The 15,561-nt window shown below is 56.1% G+C and carries 15 protein-coding genes and 1 pseudogene; 10 read left to right on the top strand and 6 right to left on the bottom strand.

Annotated elements, in window-relative coordinates:
- Positions 1–7: 7 nt before the first annotated feature.
- On the bottom strand, positions 8–1,060 hold the full coding sequence (gene hrcA / locus AC0V61_RS15210) for a heat-inducible transcriptional repressor HrcA (protein WP_486158899.1): 1,053 nt from the start codon (positions 1,058–1,060) through the stop codon (positions 8–10).
- Positions 1,061–1,143: 83 nt separating this feature from the next.
- Between hrcA and rph the strand changes: the two genes are divergently transcribed.
- Both rph and rdgB read left to right on the top strand, forming a co-directional pair.
- On the top strand, positions 1,144–1,857 hold the full coding sequence (rph, locus tag AC0V61_RS15205) for a ribonuclease PH (protein WP_486158897.1): 714 nt from the start codon (positions 1,144–1,146) through the stop codon (positions 1,855–1,857).
- Positions 1,854–2,489, top strand: coding sequence for an RdgB/HAM1 family non-canonical purine NTP pyrophosphatase (gene rdgB / locus AC0V61_RS15200; RefSeq protein WP_486158895.1), 636 nt, complete (start codon positions 1,854–1,856; stop codon positions 2,487–2,489). Before rph ends, rdgB begins: the two co-directional genes overlap by 4 nt.
- Here rdgB and AC0V61_RS15195 read toward each other — a convergent pair.
- Complete coding sequence (locus tag AC0V61_RS15195; RefSeq protein ID WP_486158893.1) at positions 2,486–3,046, bottom strand: CAP domain-containing protein; 561 nt, start codon at positions 3,044–3,046, stop codon at positions 2,486–2,488. The genes rdgB and AC0V61_RS15195 overlap by 4 nt on opposite strands.
- Positions 3,047–3,095: 49 nt before the next feature.
- Here AC0V61_RS15195 and hemW point away from each other — a divergent pair, with 49 nt between their 5' ends.
- The 3 genes from hemW to AC0V61_RS15180 are packed head-to-tail and all read left to right on the top strand — an operon-like array spanning position 3,096 to position 5,901.
- A complete protein-coding gene (hemW, locus tag AC0V61_RS15190) occupies positions 3,096–4,247 on the top strand; it encodes a radical SAM family heme chaperone HemW (RefSeq protein ID WP_486158891.1) in 1,152 nt (383 codons plus the stop codon).
- On the top strand, positions 4,244–5,143 hold the full coding sequence (locus AC0V61_RS15185; protein ID WP_486158889.1) for a tyrosine recombinase XerC: 900 nt from the start codon (positions 4,244–4,246) through the stop codon (positions 5,141–5,143). The genes hemW and AC0V61_RS15185 overlap by 4 nt, the downstream gene beginning before the upstream one ends.
- A gap of 11 nt (positions 5,144–5,154) precedes the next feature.
- Entirely contained in the window at positions 5,155–5,901 is a 747-nt protein-coding gene (locus AC0V61_RS15180) for a hypothetical protein (protein ID WP_486158888.1), read from the top strand.
- Between the two features lie 2 nt (positions 5,902–5,903).
- On the opposite strand, the gene gshB is transcribed toward AC0V61_RS15180, so the two are convergent.
- Genes gshB through rsmI form a run of 3 tightly spaced genes read right to left on the bottom strand, consistent with a single transcriptional unit; the run spans position 5,904 to position 8,098 of the window.
- The gene (gene gshB, locus AC0V61_RS15175; RefSeq protein ID WP_486158886.1) at positions 5,904–6,854 is read right to left on the bottom strand and encodes a glutathione synthase; all 951 of its coding nucleotides are present in this window, start codon (positions 6,852–6,854) and stop codon (positions 5,904–5,906) included.
- Between the two features lie 12 nt (positions 6,855–6,866).
- Complete coding sequence (locus AC0V61_RS15170; protein ID WP_486158885.1) at positions 6,867–7,223, bottom strand: YraN family protein; 357 nt, start codon at positions 7,221–7,223, stop codon at positions 6,867–6,869.
- Positions 7,220–8,098 carry a 16S rRNA (cytidine(1402)-2'-O)-methyltransferase gene (rsmI, locus tag AC0V61_RS15165; protein WP_486158883.1) on the bottom strand — a complete coding sequence of 293 codons (879 nt, stop codon included), beginning with the start codon at positions 8,096–8,098 and terminating at the stop codon, positions 7,220–7,222. Before rsmI ends, AC0V61_RS15170 begins: the two co-directional genes overlap by 4 nt.
- A gap of 31 nt (positions 8,099–8,129) precedes the next feature.
- Between rsmI and AC0V61_RS15160 the strand changes: the two genes are divergently transcribed.
- From AC0V61_RS15160 to AC0V61_RS15140, 5 genes and pseudogenes are all read left to right on the top strand, one after another.
- Positions 8,130–9,353, top strand: a complete 1,224-nt coding sequence (locus tag AC0V61_RS15160) for a penicillin-binding protein activator (RefSeq protein WP_486158881.1) — start codon at positions 8,130–8,132, stop codon at positions 9,351–9,353.
- A gap of 88 nt (positions 9,354–9,441) precedes the next feature.
- Positions 9,442–11,418: a DNA topoisomerase IV subunit B gene (gene parE / locus AC0V61_RS15155; protein WP_486158879.1), complete on the top strand. Its 1,977-nt coding sequence runs from the start codon at positions 9,442–9,444 to the stop codon at positions 11,416–11,418.
- Positions 11,411–11,791, top strand: coding sequence for a hypothetical protein (locus tag AC0V61_RS15150; protein WP_486158877.1), 381 nt, complete (start codon positions 11,411–11,413; stop codon positions 11,789–11,791). Before parE ends, AC0V61_RS15150 begins: the two co-directional genes overlap by 8 nt.
- Before the next feature lie 43 nt (positions 11,792–11,834).
- Positions 11,835–13,145, top strand: a complete 1,311-nt coding sequence (locus AC0V61_RS15145; protein WP_486158875.1) for a serine hydrolase — start codon at positions 11,835–11,837, stop codon at positions 13,143–13,145.
- A 126-nt stretch (positions 13,146–13,271) separates the two neighbouring features.
- A pseudogene (locus AC0V61_RS15140) lies at positions 13,272–14,134 on the top strand (AAA family ATPase).
- 19 nt (positions 14,135–14,153) lie between these two features.
- Here the strand turns inward: AC0V61_RS15140 and AC0V61_RS15135 are convergent.
- Positions 14,154–15,554, bottom strand: coding sequence for a methyl-accepting chemotaxis protein (locus tag AC0V61_RS15135; RefSeq protein WP_486158873.1), 1,401 nt, complete (start codon positions 15,552–15,554; stop codon positions 14,154–14,156).
- Between the last annotated feature and the right edge of the window lie 7 nt (positions 15,555–15,561).

The following is a 15,561-nucleotide window of genomic DNA, read 5'->3' as shown; positions in this document are numbered from 1 at the left end:
TTGCGTGTTACGCGATCAATTTGCCCAACGATCTGCTCAGAGATCGGGCGGTTAAGTCAACCATGGGGACCACGCGGGCGTAATTCAAGCGGGTGGGACCAATCACCCCCAGAACTCCAACTACCCTTCCCTCCATATCACGATAGGGAGAGGCGATGACAGACGAGCCCGAAAGGCCAAACAAACGGTTTTCGCTTCCGATGAAAATGCGCGTTGATTCGGCCTCACGCGCGCTTTCCAAGAGCATCGCCACCGATTGCTTGTCCTCAAGGTCATCAAGAAGAGATCGCACCCGCTCAATGTCGTCCAGCGCCGCCTCGTCGATGAGGTTTGAGGCACCGCGCACGATCAGCACAGGGCGCTCATCGGCATCAGAGCTCCACACTGCGAGACCTCGTTCAACCAGATCCCGGCTTGCCGCATCAAGCTGGCTTTGCCCTGTTTTAATTTCAGCGCGCATGGCATGTACAGCCTCGGCCAAGGTTCGTCCCGACAACCTTGCATTGATATAATTGCTCGCCGCTTCAAGCGAACCTGTTGGAGCAGTTCCCAATTCCACAACACGATTTTCCACCCCTCCATCTTCGCCCACAAGAACGGCCAAAGCCCTTCCCTCGCCCAAATCCACCAAGCTGAATTGAGATAAGCGCTGTTCGCGGTTGGGAACCATAACCATGCCTGCTGCGCCTGAAAGCTCAGACAAAAGCGCGCTCGTTTGTTGTAGCGCTTGCTCCACCGGGCCACTTTCAGAAATGCGCGCTTCAATCTGAGCTTGTTCTTCGCGCGAAGGTTCGGCCACCCGCATCATGCCATCGACGAATATCCGCAAGCCAGCATCGGTCGGCATCCGTCCCGCACTGGTATGAGGCGCTGCGAGAAAGCCCTGCCCCTCAAGCTCAGCCAGTACCGAACGAATGGAGGCAGGTGAGAGGTTTAAAGTCCCGTCAGCGGCGAGCGTTTTAGAGCCCACAGGCTGCCCGTTTTCCAAATACTCCTCAACCACACGCTGAAAGATATCGCGCGCTCTCGTGGTGAGTTCAGTGATCGACGGGCCGCTCATTGGCCTAATCTTAGTGTTTGCGCTTGCAGCGGCAAGGCTTGGATGTCAGGTGGCCTCAACAAAATCACTTTCGGAGTCCCCATATGCGCCCTTCAGGACGTAGCGCTGACGAAATGCGCGCTATTACTATCGAGACTAGCTTTACCAAACATGCAGAAGGCTCATGCCTGATCAGTTTTGGCGACACCCGCGTTTTATGCACCGCCAGCATAGAAGAACGCATCCCGCCTTGGCTAAGGGGCAAAGGCGAAGGCTGGGTGACGGGTGAATACTCAATGCTTCCTCGTGCAACACACACCCGTGGTTCGCGCGAAGCGGCCAAGGGCAAGCAATCGGGCCGAACTCAAGAAATTCAACGTCTCATCGGGCGCTCTCTTCGCGCTGTTGTGGACATGAAAAAGCTTGGTGAACGTCAGATCACCCTCGATTGCGATGTCATTCAAGCCGATGGCGGCACGCGCACCGCTTCTATTTCGGGCGCCTGGGTGGCTTTGCGTTTGGCGGTAAATTCCTTGATGGCTGCTGGCGAAATCAAAGACGATCCAATCACAGGACAAGTTGCGGCAATCTCATGCGGGATCTATGAGGGCACACCTGTGCTCGACCTCGATTACATCGAGGACTCAAGCGCTGATGCCGATGCCAACTTTGTCCTTATCGACGGCGGTCAAATCGCAGAAGTGCAAGCAACCGCCGAGGGTGCAACTTACGATGAAGAGGGGCTTTTGCGCCTGCTACGTCTCGCCAACATCGGGTGTGACGCCATCTTCAAGGCACAGTTGGACGCAACCAAGTGACACGCAAATTGGGCGGCGGGTCGCTTGTTATTGCGACCCATAACGAGGGCAAGCTTAAGGAAATCTCGGCGCTGCTTGATCCTTATGGATTAAAGTGCATTTCCGCCGGGTCCTTGGGTCTGCCTGAGCCACCCGAAACGGGCAAAACCTTTGTCGAAAACGCGCTCATCAAGGCGCGGGCTGCTGCGGAGGCGTCCGGGCTTGCAGCGCTTGCGGATGATAGCGGGCTAAGTGTCGATGCGCTGGATGGTCGTCCCGGCGTCTACACCGCTGATTGGGCTGAACGGCAATGGTTCGAAGGTGATCCGGGCCGCGATTGGTATATGGCGATGGGTAAGGTTGAAGGCATGCTCCAGCAAATGGGACCAGATACCGACCGCACCGCTGCGTTTCATTGCGTCCTTGCGGTTGCGTGGCCGGATGGTGACCATGCAATCTATGAAGGGAAATGCCCGGGCGCGCTTACATGGCCACCAAAAGGCGAAATGGGCTTTGGCTACGATCCAGTGTTTGTCCCTTCTGCCCGTGATGCCTCAGAGACATTTGCCCAGATCGAACCGTCTGAAAAACACAGTATCAGCCACCGGGCCGATGCCTTCGCCAAGCTTGTTGCAGATCAGTTCGCAGCCTAACGGCCTGCAACGCGGTTTTGGGGCGCAATATACTGCCCCAGAACATTGCCGCCCGGGAAATAGCGACATACCAGAATGTCGTTTTGGGCATTAGTCACCTTGGCACAGCCCACTTCTCGGGTCTCAGCCCAAACGATCTGTGTGTAGTGGCCAACATCGGCCCAGTTGCCAGTGCTTGATACGTCAGGGAAGCGCCCTGCATGGAAGTGTCGCTGCTCTTCAACAAAATACCCGACCATTTGGGATGGCGCAAAATAACCCCTTGTGCCCATCCATAAGTTCTCTCCATCGCGCGACCGGGCATTGGATGACGAATGCCGGATGGTGTTCTCCCGAGCGAGTTGGTGCGCCCATTCTCGCGCTTCGCGGGTCAAACGGTCTGACCACTTCAAGGGCGCACTCCCGAATGCTTGACGCGCATCGTTATGAGCGCTGAGCCAAGCGATTTCGTCCTGAGACAAGCGCTCGCGCGCGGCGGCGCTGGTGCCAAACACAATCGCCACCGCGCCAAGTGCACTCAGACCAAGTGCACTCTGAATTGTCCAGAACCGTTTCATGCCCTAAAGAATGCCCATCAACCCTTAACGAAAGACTGAGAACACACCCTTGGCCCGCGCGCTTTATATTCATTGGCCTTTTTGCGCCAAGAAGTGCCCTTATTGCGACTTCAACAGCCATGTGCGTCAAAGCGTCGAATATGCGGTGTGGGAGGATGCTCTTCTGGCTGACATGCGTGCCGAAGCGCAAGTTGCCAGCGGTGAGGCGCTGACGTCAATCTTCTTTGGCGGTGGCACGCCGTCCCTTATGCCGCCCCAATTGGTGGCGACACTCTTGGGTGAGGCTGAGAAGCTTTGGGGTTTTGCACCCGATGTCGAAATCACGCTTGAGGCCAATCCCTCCTCGGTTGAAGCGGCCAATTTTGCAGGCCTGTCAAGCGCGGGGGTCAACCGCGTCTCGCTGGGCGTGCAATCGCTGGACGATGCAACGCTCCAATGGCTCGGAAGGCTTCACGGGGCCGATGAAGCGCTGGCGGCGCTTGATGTGGCAAAGCGTCATTTTGAGCGCGTCAGTTTTGACGTCATTTATGCTTTGCCGGATCAGACGCCGGAGCAATGGGAAGCACAATTGGCGCGCGCGATTGACCTGGGCACCTCGCATTTGTCGCTTTATCAGCTCACGATTGAACCGGGCACACGCTTTGAAACCGATGTGCGCAAAGGCGCGTTTGAACCGCTGGATGATGACCGGGCAGCAGAGCTTTTTGAGGTCACGCAAAGCATGACTTGCGCTGCCGGTTTGCCGGCATACGAGATAAGCAATCATGCAAGGCCCGGCGAAGAGAGCCGCCACAATCTCACCTATTGGCGATATCAGGATTATGCAGGGATCGGTCCTGGTGCCCATGGACGCCGAGGCGGATTTGCGACCACGCGGCACAAGAAGCCTGAGAACTATCTGAAAGCGGTCGAAGCGCGCGGCCATGGCATTCAGGAGCAGCGTCATCTTTCGCAATCAGAACAAGCCTCAGAAGCCTTGCTGATGGGTCTGCGTCTTGCGGAAGGGGTCGATTTGAGCGCGCTGGCTGGGCGGTTTGAAGTGCCGAGTGATGGGCTTGTTGATGCCAAGAAACGCGATCATCTTCAGCGGTTGGGATTTATCTGGAGTGATGGCAACCGGCTAGGCGCGACCACAAAGGGCCTACCTTTGTTGGATGCGCTTTTGGGTGAACTCGTGCATGAGGCATTGGTCCTCGCATGAGCGAAGCTGATCTCATCGCCGTGTGGCGCGCGCATTTGACCGATGCGAAGCGACGTTCTCACCACACGGTACGAGCCTATGTTTCGGCAGCTCAGCGTCTGATCCGGGCGCGCGGGGTCGGGTCTTGGGAAGACTTGGCCGAGGTTGAAACAGGCGACCTGCGCACCCACCTCGCCGCGCGCCGGGCCGAGGGGCTCGCCAATGCAAGCGCCGCGCGCGAGCTGTCCGCCCTCAAAGCCCTGATTGCTTTTGCCCGCAGCGAGACGGGTGATCCCGACCCCGCGCCCCCTCGCCTTCGCGGACCGCGCCTCAAGAAAGGGCTCCCCCGCCCTGTTACGCCCGATGAGGCGGTCAATATTGCTGATTTGATCGACGGCACTGCCGCTGAAGATTGGATCGGCGCAAGAGACCGCGCGGTGCTGCTCTTGATGTATGGCTCTGGCCTGCGGATTGCCGAGGCGCTGTCCCTGCAAGGGGCCGATGTGCCCTTGGGAGAGACGCTCCGAGTGACCGGCAAAGGCTGCAAGCAAAGGCTCGTGCCCATCCTCCCCATTACGCGTGAGGCAGTGACGGCCTATGTCGATGCCTGCCCCTACCCCTTGGCGCGTGATGAAGCGCTGTTTCGCGGGGCCAAAGGCGGGCCGCTCTCGCAAGGGATGGTGCAAAAGGCGATGGCCCGCGCGCGGATGGCCCTAGGCTTGCCCGACACGGCGACGCCTCATGCGTTGAGGCACTCCTTCGCGACGCATTTGCTAGGAGCAGGCGCGGATTTGCGGTCTTTGCAGGAGCTTTTGGGGCACGCCTCGCTGGGTTCGACGCAGATTTACACCAAGGTCGACGCAGCGAGCTTGCTGGAGACTTATCGCGGTGCGCATCCGAGAGCGAAGAAGGGATAATTGGACATACAATGACGAGAAAGAGCGATTGGATCGATCCTGACATCGAAGCTCTAGAACTTGACTACACCGAGAAATCGGGACTTCAAGTCTTTCGAAACTATCAACGTGCTTTCACGCAAAGGGCGATAAAAGAATTTAGCGATCAGACATTTAGCCGAGCATTAAATTTGACAGCATTAGAGCGTGTCCTCGAGATTTTGACCGCCGAGGACGTGCGGTTCTTGCCAATTGTCGTATGCTCATATGCAGACGAGGCAATCCAAAAGATGTTTCTCGACTGCCTACCAAGTGACGTTCCGGGCGGTGTGAAGAACTTGGTCGGTGGATACGGTCCACTTTCGGATTTTTCGAAGCGCATAAAGATGGCTTTCTCGTTTGATCTCGTATCTAAAGAAGTGCTCAATGACCTCGATAGATTGCGCAAACTAAGAAACCGCCTGTCGCATGATTGGGATTTAGCGGAGGCTTCCGAGATTCTTGCTCATCCGTCGGCAGAGGGCATTTTCCCAGTGGAAGCCGAGCTCCAAACTCTCGGACATGAGACGGATCATTTAGGCAAAGAAAGCGAGTTTCGCGTGCGGCTTATATGGCTGCTCGGCCGCCTCACATACGAAACCTCTGCCTATCACAAGGCCAAGTCGGCTAGGCTCGATCCTATTCAAGCTCTCTACACCTGCGACCGAAACGAATGGATCGCCGCTATTGCAAAGATAAGCCATGCGACCACGCAAGCAGTGCTTAAGAATAGTCAGTAAGTCTATCCCAACCGCCCCTCAATCGCATCCCAGATCATCCCCGCCAAATCGGTCCCATCAAACTCAGAAATCGCCACAATTCCCGTGGGCGAGGTCACATTGATCTCGGTGAGATACTTCCCGCCGATCACGTCAATACCCACAAAGGTCAGTCCCAAACGCTTAAGCTCCGGCCCCATCGCGGCGCAAATCTCTTTTTCGCGCTGAGTCAGCTCCGTCTTCTCAGCGCTCCCGCCCATTGCAAGGTTTGAGCGGAACTCACCCTCGCCCGGAATGCGGTTGATAGCGCCTGCGACCTCGCCGTCGATGAGGACGATGCGCTTATCGCCCTCTGCCACTTCGGGAAGGAAGGGTTGCACCATATGCGGCTCAGGCCAGGTTTGGTTGAAGACCTCGAACAGCGCGGTCAGATTGTCGCCATCGGCGGGCACGCGGAAGATCGCTTTGCCGCCATTGCCGTGGATGGGCTTGACCACCACCGCGCCGTGCTCGGCCATAAAGCGGCGGACCTCATCGACTGAGCGGGTGACGAGAGTGGGCGGCATAAATTCGCGGTAGTCCAAGACCATCACCTTTTCAGGCGCATTGCGCACGCTCGCTGGGTCATTGACCACAAGCGTCTCATCCTTGATCCGCTCGAGCAGATGGGTGGCAGTAATATAGCCCATGTGGAAAGGCGGATCCTGGCGCATCAGAACGACATCGATATCCTTGCCAAGATCCAGCCTTTGCGCATCGCCTTTTTCAAAGTGGTCGCCTTGAACCGGCTTAACCTTCACCGGGAAACACTCGGCATAAAGCCGGTTTTCCTGATCGAGCGAGAGGCTCTCTACGTGATATTCAAATACCTCATACCCGCGCTTTTGCGCTGCCAACATGAGCGCAAAGGAGCTGTCGCCTTTGATGTTAACGGTCTCGATGGGGTCCATCTGGACCGCGATCTTTAGTGTCATTGGAGAATATTCCTAAGGCATCCAAGCGTTTTCAATGTGGGTTGGTCTCGACCCCGGGGCAAGGAGGATTACGTCGATCCTGATATCGTCGCTAGGCCCTGCGTACTCATAAGCCACAATCTCTACAGCGGCCGCAACGCGCGCCAAACGATGTTCATCTATCGCGGTGGCAAGATCAGCTTTGCGCGCCCGCCACTTTACTTCAACGAAGACAACAAGGCCCGGCGTTCTGGCTATCAGATCGATTTCGCCAAGCTTCGTCTTGCGGCGCTCACCAATGACTTCGAAGCCTTTTTGCATAAGGTATTGTGCCGCTTGTGCTTCAGCCTCGCGCCCTTTTCGGTCGGCTCTGACACGTTTCTCGCTCATTGCTTCTTCAGCTCAACCGCGCGGGCATACAGTGTTTGCCGGTCAAGGCCTGTTGCCTTTGCGACCGTCCCTGCAGCTTTGCTCGCGCTCATCGCCTTTAATGCCTCGCGCAATAGCCCATCGGGATCAGCGTCCGACTTGGTTTCCACTGGTGGGCCGACAAGCAGCACAATCTCACCTTTTGGCGGGTGCTGGTTGTAATGCTCGGCAAGCATGGCGGCGGTTCCCGTTCGACACTCCTCATGAAGCTTGGTCAGCTCACGCGCCACCGCAACGTCCCTGTTGGGCCAAACCTTTGCGATTGCCGCAAGCGACTTCGCGAGGCGAGGCCCGGTTTCATAGAAGATAAGTGTTGTTGCAATCGAGCCCAGCTCTTCAAGGACATCGCCTCTTGCCTTCTCCTTGACCGGGAGAAAGCCTCCAAAAAGGAACCGGTCGTTAGGAAGGGCAGATAAGGTCAGCCCTGCAATAGCCGCGCATGCTCCTGGAACTGCGGTAATCGCAGCGCCTGCAGCCCTTGCCTCGCTGACCAATCGATAGCCCGGGTCAGAAACCAGCGGCGTACCAGCATCGCTCACCAAAGCCACAGGCTCGCTTTGCGCTGTCTGTATAAGCCGCTCTCGAACGGCAGATGATGCATGGTCGTCGTAACGCTGCATCTTCGTTTTGATATCGTAAGCCTTGAGGAGTTTGCCTGTAACTCTGGTGTCTTCACAAGCAATTACGCTCACACGGCGCAATACGTCGAGCGCACGTATCGTTACATCGCCAAGATTGCCAATCGGGGTCGCAACAATGTAAAAGCCCGGCTCAAGGGTTTCAGGTCCGGTTGACGGATCAAGTGATTCTGTGGGTGGCTCGTTCACGATGCCCATCTTAGTAAGCAGGTTTGAGGGGTCTTCAAGAATGAAGCGGATGGTACAGTCGGTTTTCGGCAGCGCTGCGATGCGCAAGTGTGTTAAATTGGTCGCAAGCGGTCTCAACCGCCGTAACATGGTTTTGGCAGGGTCAGCGATCCTTGTCGCAGGTTGCCAAGTGGTGCCGCGCACCGAAACAGTGATGAGCGCCCCGCCCCCATCGCCAACGCCTCAGCCCAGTGCAACAACTCTGCCATCTGATGCATCGCGCCACCGCGTGGCCTTATTGGTGCCGATGGGCGGGAGCGCTTCAGATGTTGGTCAGGCGCTCGCAAACGCCACCACTATGGCGCTGCTTGATACCAATGCGGAGAACATTCGCATCACAACCTATGACACCTCGCGCGGTGCTGGTGGGGCTGCGCGGCGCGCAATCGCCGATGGCAATAAGCTTATCCTTGGGCCTTTGTTGGCCGACAATGTTCCAGCGGTTCAAGCAGCAGCAGCGCCAGCAGGCGTCCCCGCTATAGCATTTTCCAACGATGCAAGCGTTGCAAGCGGCGACGTATTCGTCATGGGCCATGTTCCAGAACAATCAGTTGCCCGCTCTGTGCGCTATGCTCGTACCAACGGTTCGACACGCTTTGCAGCCCTTCTCCCAGAAGGTGATTACGGCCAAAAAGCCTATAGCGCTCTGCAAAATTCCCTGCGCGATTATGGCGGCAATCTGGTCGGTTTCGAGCGCTATGCCCGCGGAAACACATCAATCGTAGGTGCAGCTCAGCGCCTTCGTCAGCGTGGTGGATATGACACAGTGCTGATCGCTGATAGCGCTCGGCTGGCCATGCAGGCTACCGGACAATTGCGCAGCCAAGGCGCAGAAGGAACGCGTCTTTTGGGCACCGAACTGTGGAGCGGCGAAAGCGCGATCACTCGCTCAGACCGGGCAGAGGGCGCCATTTTCTCGGCTGTATCTGACGGACGCTTCCGGCGCTTTTCTGACAGCTATGAGGCACGATTTGGCTCTAAACCCTTCCGCATCGCGACGCTTGGTTATGATTCAGTTCTTCTCACCTTGAGAATTGCACGTGATTGGCGTGTGGGCGATACATTCCCCAAAACGCGCTTGTATGATCGCGGCGGATTTCTCGGTGTCGATGGAGCTTTCCGCTTTATGCGAAACGGGGTGGCAGAACGGGCTCTCGAAGTGCGGCAGGTTCAAGGCAATCAGGTTGTAGCCGTGGAAGCTGCCCCTCGCACCTTTAGCGAATAATCCAGGGGCTAAGTTTCTGGGCAATATCGGCGCAAAACACCGGTGGCTCACCTTGTGAGTTGGCGGTAGGCGCGCCTATATTGGAAAGATGTCTGACGACCTGTTTGAAAATGCGCCCGCGTCAAGCGGTGACTATGATTCCTCCTCAATCGAGGTCCTCGAAGGATTAGAGCCCGTTCGCCGCCGCCCCGGAATGTACATAGGCGGGACCGATGACCGCGCTCTGCACCATTTGGCGGCGGAAGTTCTCGATAACTCGATGGATGAGGCGGTCGCAGGGCACGCAAACCGAATTGAAGTGCGTCTGGAAGAGGGCAACAGGCTGAGTATCTCGGACAATGGGCGCGGTATACCCGTTGATGAGCATCCCAAGTTTCCGGGTAAATCCACGCTTGAGGTGATCCTCTCGACCCTTCACTCTGGAGGCAAATTTTCAGGAAAAGCATATGCCACCAGTGGCGGCCTTCATGGGGTCGGCGTCAGCGTCGTGAATGCGCTGTCCTCTGCGACGAGAGTGGAGGTTGCACGCGACAAGCAGTTGTACGCTCAGGAATTTTCCAAAGGGCAAACTCTAGGCCCGATTGAGGTCGTCGGCGCTGCTCCCAATCGGCGTGGTACTACGGTGGCTTTCACGCCCGATAGCGAGATATTTGGCGATCGTAAGTTTAAGCCGCATCGCCTTTTCAAACTGGCCCGCTCAAAGGCGTACCTTTTCGCAGGCGTTGAAATTCGCTGGAAATGTGCCGAGGCACTTACCTCCGATGACGTTCCAGCGGAGGCCGTATTCAAATTCCCGGGCGGACTTGCGGATCATCTTGCAGAACAAGTTGGCGCGCGTGAATGTGTGACGGCACAGCCTTTCACCGGACGCCAAGAGTTTCCGGACGAGGCAGGCCGGGTGGAATGGGCAATTGCGTGGCCGCTCTATTCCGATGGCTCGACCAGCTGGTATTGTAACACTGTCCCCACGCCCGATGGTGGAACGCATGAACAAGGCCTGCGCGGAGCATTGACCAAAGGGCTAAGGGCGTTTGGCGAACTTACCGGTGTCAAAAAAGCAAAAGACATCACCGCTGACGATGTAATGACCGGCTCCGAAGTGATGCTCAGTGTCTTTATCCGCGATCCGCAATTCCAGTCTCAGACCAAAGACCGTTTGACCTCGCCCGAAGCTGCCCGTCTCGTGGAGAATGCGGTTCGCGATCAATTCGACCTGTTCCTCACCGACAATATGGACCGCGGCAAAGCGCTCCTTGGTGAAGTCATGGAGCGCATGGATGAGCGTTTGAAGCGCAAGCAAGAGCGCGAGATCAAACGCAAAACCGCAACCAATGCAAAGAAGCTGCGCCTTCCTGGCAAGCTCACCGATTGCTCAGGCGAAGGGGACCGCGAAACCGAACTCTTTATCGTGGAAGGCGATTCTGCAGGCGGTTCGGCAAAACAGGCGCGCGACCGTAAGACGCAGGCTATTTTGCCAATCCGGGGCAAGATCCTGAACGTTGCCAGCGCCACCGCAGACAAAATCCGCGCAAATTCGGAGATTGCTGACCTTTCCCTTGCCATGGGTTGTGGGACTAGAAAGGACTGCGACGCAGAAAACCTACGCTACGACCGCATCATCATCATGACTGATGCTGATGTAGACGGGGCCCATATCGCAACGCTTCTGATGACATTCTTCTTCCAAGAGATGCCGGACATCGTTCGCAAAGGTCACCTGTTCCTGGCGCAGCCCCCACTTTACCGCCTTACCGCAGGCAAAGAGAGCCGCTACGCCCGTGACGATGCTCACCGTGCGGAGCTTGAGGCCACGGTGTTTAAAGGCAAAAAAGTCGAGGTGGGCCGCTTCAAAGGCCTTGGTGAGATGAACCCACAGCAATTGCGTGAGACCACGATGCACCCCGACACCCGGAGCCTTGTTCGCATCACCTTGCCCCAAGAATTTGAACAACGCGCAGGCGTCAAAGAGCTTGTCGATCAACTCATGGGCCGCAATCCAGAACATCGTTTCAACTTCATCCAAAATCGAGCGGGCGAGATGGACCGCGATATGATTGATGCCTGATCGCGAGGACAACCCGGAGTACCCTGACCCTCGCGAGGAAGATATCTACGCTGGCGACAGGCGCATTTCACGGCCTGATAGCGCTTTTCCCGACTGGTATATTCCCGATGCAAAGTACCGCCCCATTCCCATCGCCTGGTTTGCCGCGGCTGTTCTTATGCAAACAGTCGCTGTTTCAGCCCTGTTCTTTATCCTGGTAGCGCAAAGCGGTTGGCTTACCCTGGCTCTGTCGGGTCTTGCGTCTATCGGTATTGCCACCTGGAGCTGGCAGCGCGGCATTGGCGCGGCAGGATTGGGCTGGCAAGTTGCGACGATTTGCGTGATGGTAGTGCAGTGGAGCTTTATCGCGATGGGGGTAAGCGATAGGCTTTGAGCTGCGTAATTCGCGCCTGTCCCAAAAAAGAGGAACCCGGCAAATGTTGAGCTTAACCCGATCAATCGCGCTTTCTTTGACAGCCTTTTGCCTCTTTCCTCAGGCTGCGACTGCGCAGGATGGTGATGGCGACACGGCGCAGGCATCGCAAAAGTCGCCATTGGAGATACGCGCAAATCAAGTCGTCGCTCTGGTGAACGGTGATTTGGAGCCGGAGGAAGTCTTCACAGATGGCTTTTTAAAGGCTGTACCTGCAGCCCAGTTCAAAACTATCGCCAATCAGCTGACGACACAGTTTGGCAAAGCGCTTTCGGTGGAAACCCTTGACCCATCTACGGGCAACCGCGCTGTGCTTGAGGTGCGGATGGAGCGGGCCATTGCGAAGGGTGGTATTGTGATCGACCCTAGCGATGACGGCAAGGTGAGCGAACTGCTCTTCCGAACCTTCGAACCCACCAACGATAGCGTCGCCAAGATTGAAGCAGATTTACAAGCTCTTGCGGGGAATGTGGTCTGGCAGTTCGGTCCTGTTGGGGATGCATCGTCCAATATCAGCTCATTCGGGTCCGACGTGCAAATGCCTATTGGTTCAACGTTTAAGCTATATGTTCTGGCGACCCTTGCCCGTGAGATCGCTGATGGAAAGCGCACTTGGAATGACACGGTCACACTCAGCGACAATCGCAGCTTTCCAAGCGGGATGTTGCAGGATTGGCCCAATGGTTCGCCCATCACACTGCACACCTTAGCAAGCTTGATGATATCGATCAGCGACAACACGGCTACTGACACTTTGATTGAAGAGCTCGGTCGTGATGCCGTTCTGAACACGTTAGTGGAAAGCGGACACTCCAACCCGTTGCTGAATGATCCCTTTTTAAAGACCCGTGAGTTGTTCCTCCTGAAAGGCGGTCCAGAAGGAAGACTTCGGACCTATCGCAGTGCCAGTTCGGGGGTAAGGCAACAGATACTCAATGGTATCGAAGACATTCCCATGTCGCCGGGCAAGGTTGAAGAAGCGTTTTCGGGCGCCCCACTTGCATTGGATGTCGAATGGTTTGCGAGCGCCGATGATATTGCAAACCTTTTTGCGTTCATGCGCAGGACCTCTAACCCAGAGGCCTTCGCGATCATGTCAATCAATCCCTCGATGTCGCCCGACCTCCAAGAAAAGTGGGCCTACACCGGTTTCAAAGGCGGTTCTGAGCCCGGTGTGTTGAACCTTAGTTGGTTGCTCCAAAATAATGAGGGCCAGGATTATGCACTGGTCCTAAGCTGGCGTGATGATGACAAGCGCTTTGACCCGACAAACTTAGAACTCATCGCGCAACGTATGCTCTCGCTCGAGCTATAAAGAGACGCAGAGCGCTCTCTTCTTTGCCGATATTGCCATTGTCGCCAATATCGTAACGCCCCTTGCGAAGCGGCGGCGAGCCCCTTATCGCGGCGCGGAAGAAATTTGCGTTTTGAAGGAAAACCCATGAGCGACAATAACGGCCAACGCTTTGAAGGCACCAGCAACTATATTGCCACCGACGACCTCAAGGTTGCCGTCGATGCTGCGGTGACCCTTCGCCGGCCGCTGCTTGTGAAGGGTGAACCGGGCACAGGTAAGACGGTGCTCGCTCACGAGATTTCCAAAGCTTTGAACGCGCCGCTTATTGAGTGGAACATCAAATCCACAACTAAGGCCCAGCAAGGCCTTTATGAATATGACGCCGTTGCGCGGCTTCGTGATGGTCAGCTTGGCGATGAGCGCGTTCACGATATCAGCAACTACATCAAGAAGGGCAAGCTGTGGGAGGCCTTCACATCTGAACAGCTTCCAGTCCTTCTGATCGATGAGATTGATAAGGCCGATATCGAGTTTCCAAACGATCTCCTGCAAGAGCTCGATCGGATGAGCTTTGATGTTTACGAAACGCAGGAGCGCATTGAAGCCAAAGAACGCCCGATTGTGGTGATCACCTCGAACAATGAGAAGGAACTACCCGACGCGTTCCTGCGCCGTTGTTTCTTCCACTATATCAAGTTCCCAGACCGCGACACGATGTCCTCGATCATCGACGTGCACTTTCCCGGCATCCAGAAAACCCTCGTCAAAAAGGCGATGGATATCTTTTATGAACTGCGCGAAGTGCCCGGTCTTAAAAGAAGCCTTCAACCAGCGAATTGCTCGATTGGTTGAAGCTGCTTCTCAATGAAGATATGCCGCTCGACGTGCTGCAGGACGCCAATCCCAACAGCGCGATCCCGCCGCTTCACGGTGCTCTGTTAAAGAACGAGCAGGACGTAATGCTGTTTGAACGCCTCGCTTTTATGGCGCGCCGGAACCCCAGTTAACGGTCCAGCTCATCAAGCTTTAGTCCACGCTGTAGCCAACCAGATAGTCGCCCCAACGCCTGCCGTTGATAAACAGCGGCACAAACACCGCGCGCGACAGCACGAAGTTCACCCCGTCACCTTCTTGGCGTGATATCGACATAAGGTAAGGCGCAGTGTTGCGCTTTGCCTTTTTGGTCGCGGGGTCATCCAAAATCCGCCCGTTACGACACAGCATCGTGTCATGGGCAAGGTCGCCGGTTGGCCGGGCTGAATATCGCGAAGTGTGGGTCGGCAAAAACCCGTTAACGTCAGAACATACCGATGCAATCAGCTCCGGATTATCAGCAACATGCTTGTCGAACAGCGGCCGCCAATTGCGGTCGGCCCAGTCGCTAAACCGGTTGCGGAAACGGGGCGGATTGCTCCCCTCAATCGGCGTGTATTCGTCGTCAAAGACCTGCTCTTGTGTAAGGTCACCACTCGCAATGGCCTCTTCCACCATTTGCGCAATCTTCTTGCCTTCGTTTTGAACCTCTTGCACCCATTGGCTATCTTGCGGGCTGAGCCCTGCATCGACCATGGATGCAAACATCTCATTGGCTGTGTCTTCCAAATCGCCCATGCGCTCATGGACATCTTTTAGGCGAGTTTCGCTCGCAGCACCCGCCTCGTCAAAAGTGACAAGGCCGCGCTGCACAGCATCAACGTGGTTGCTGATCGTCCCTGTTGCTCTGGCGATTACGTCATTCTGTTTGTCGACCTCTTCAACCAGTCCGCCGACCCGTGTGATCGTGCTTTCAATCTGCGCAACCGACGCTTTCGCCCGGTCACTGGCCTTTGAGCCCTCTTCGATCTGATCAATCACCAGACTTGCCTCGGAGTCGAGCATGTCAATCGTCGCGCCAATCTCTTCGGTGGCTCGTCTGGTGTCGTTGGCAAGGCTCTTAACCTCGTCAGCGACCACTGCAAATGTGCGCCCGGCATCACCAGCGCGCATGGCCTCAATGGTCGCATTCAGCGCAAGGATGTTTGTTGTCTCGGCAATCTCTTCGATGTCCTTGGCGCTGCGCCGCACTTGGTCCATCGCGGCTGAGAAACTTGTGACGTGTTGCCCCAAGGTGTCGACCAAATCGAGCATCGAGGCAATTTGCCCCAATGACGATTGGATCAAATCTGTTCCTTCATTGAGCCGCTCAATTGCGCGTTCGGAAAGCAAACGCGCCTCATCACTCGCCTCAGAGACCTTCTTTTGATCATCTTCAAGGGCGCTAACGGTCTTGCTAAGCGCTCTGTGCTCGGCGCGCAGCGATTCTGACGAGCTGATAACGGCATCGACAATGCCTGCCACATCGGTGCAGCCCACGGTTACTTTCCCGCATTTCTCCGGGATCGTTTCGAGGGCCGTGGCCTGGCTTGGATCGATAGCGATTGGCTTCATGGTGTAT

The organism is Erythrobacter sp. JB1-4, from assembly GCF_057365025.1.
Note: the sequence above shows the minus strand (reverse complement) of the source record. Positions and strands in the feature narration are given on the sequence as shown.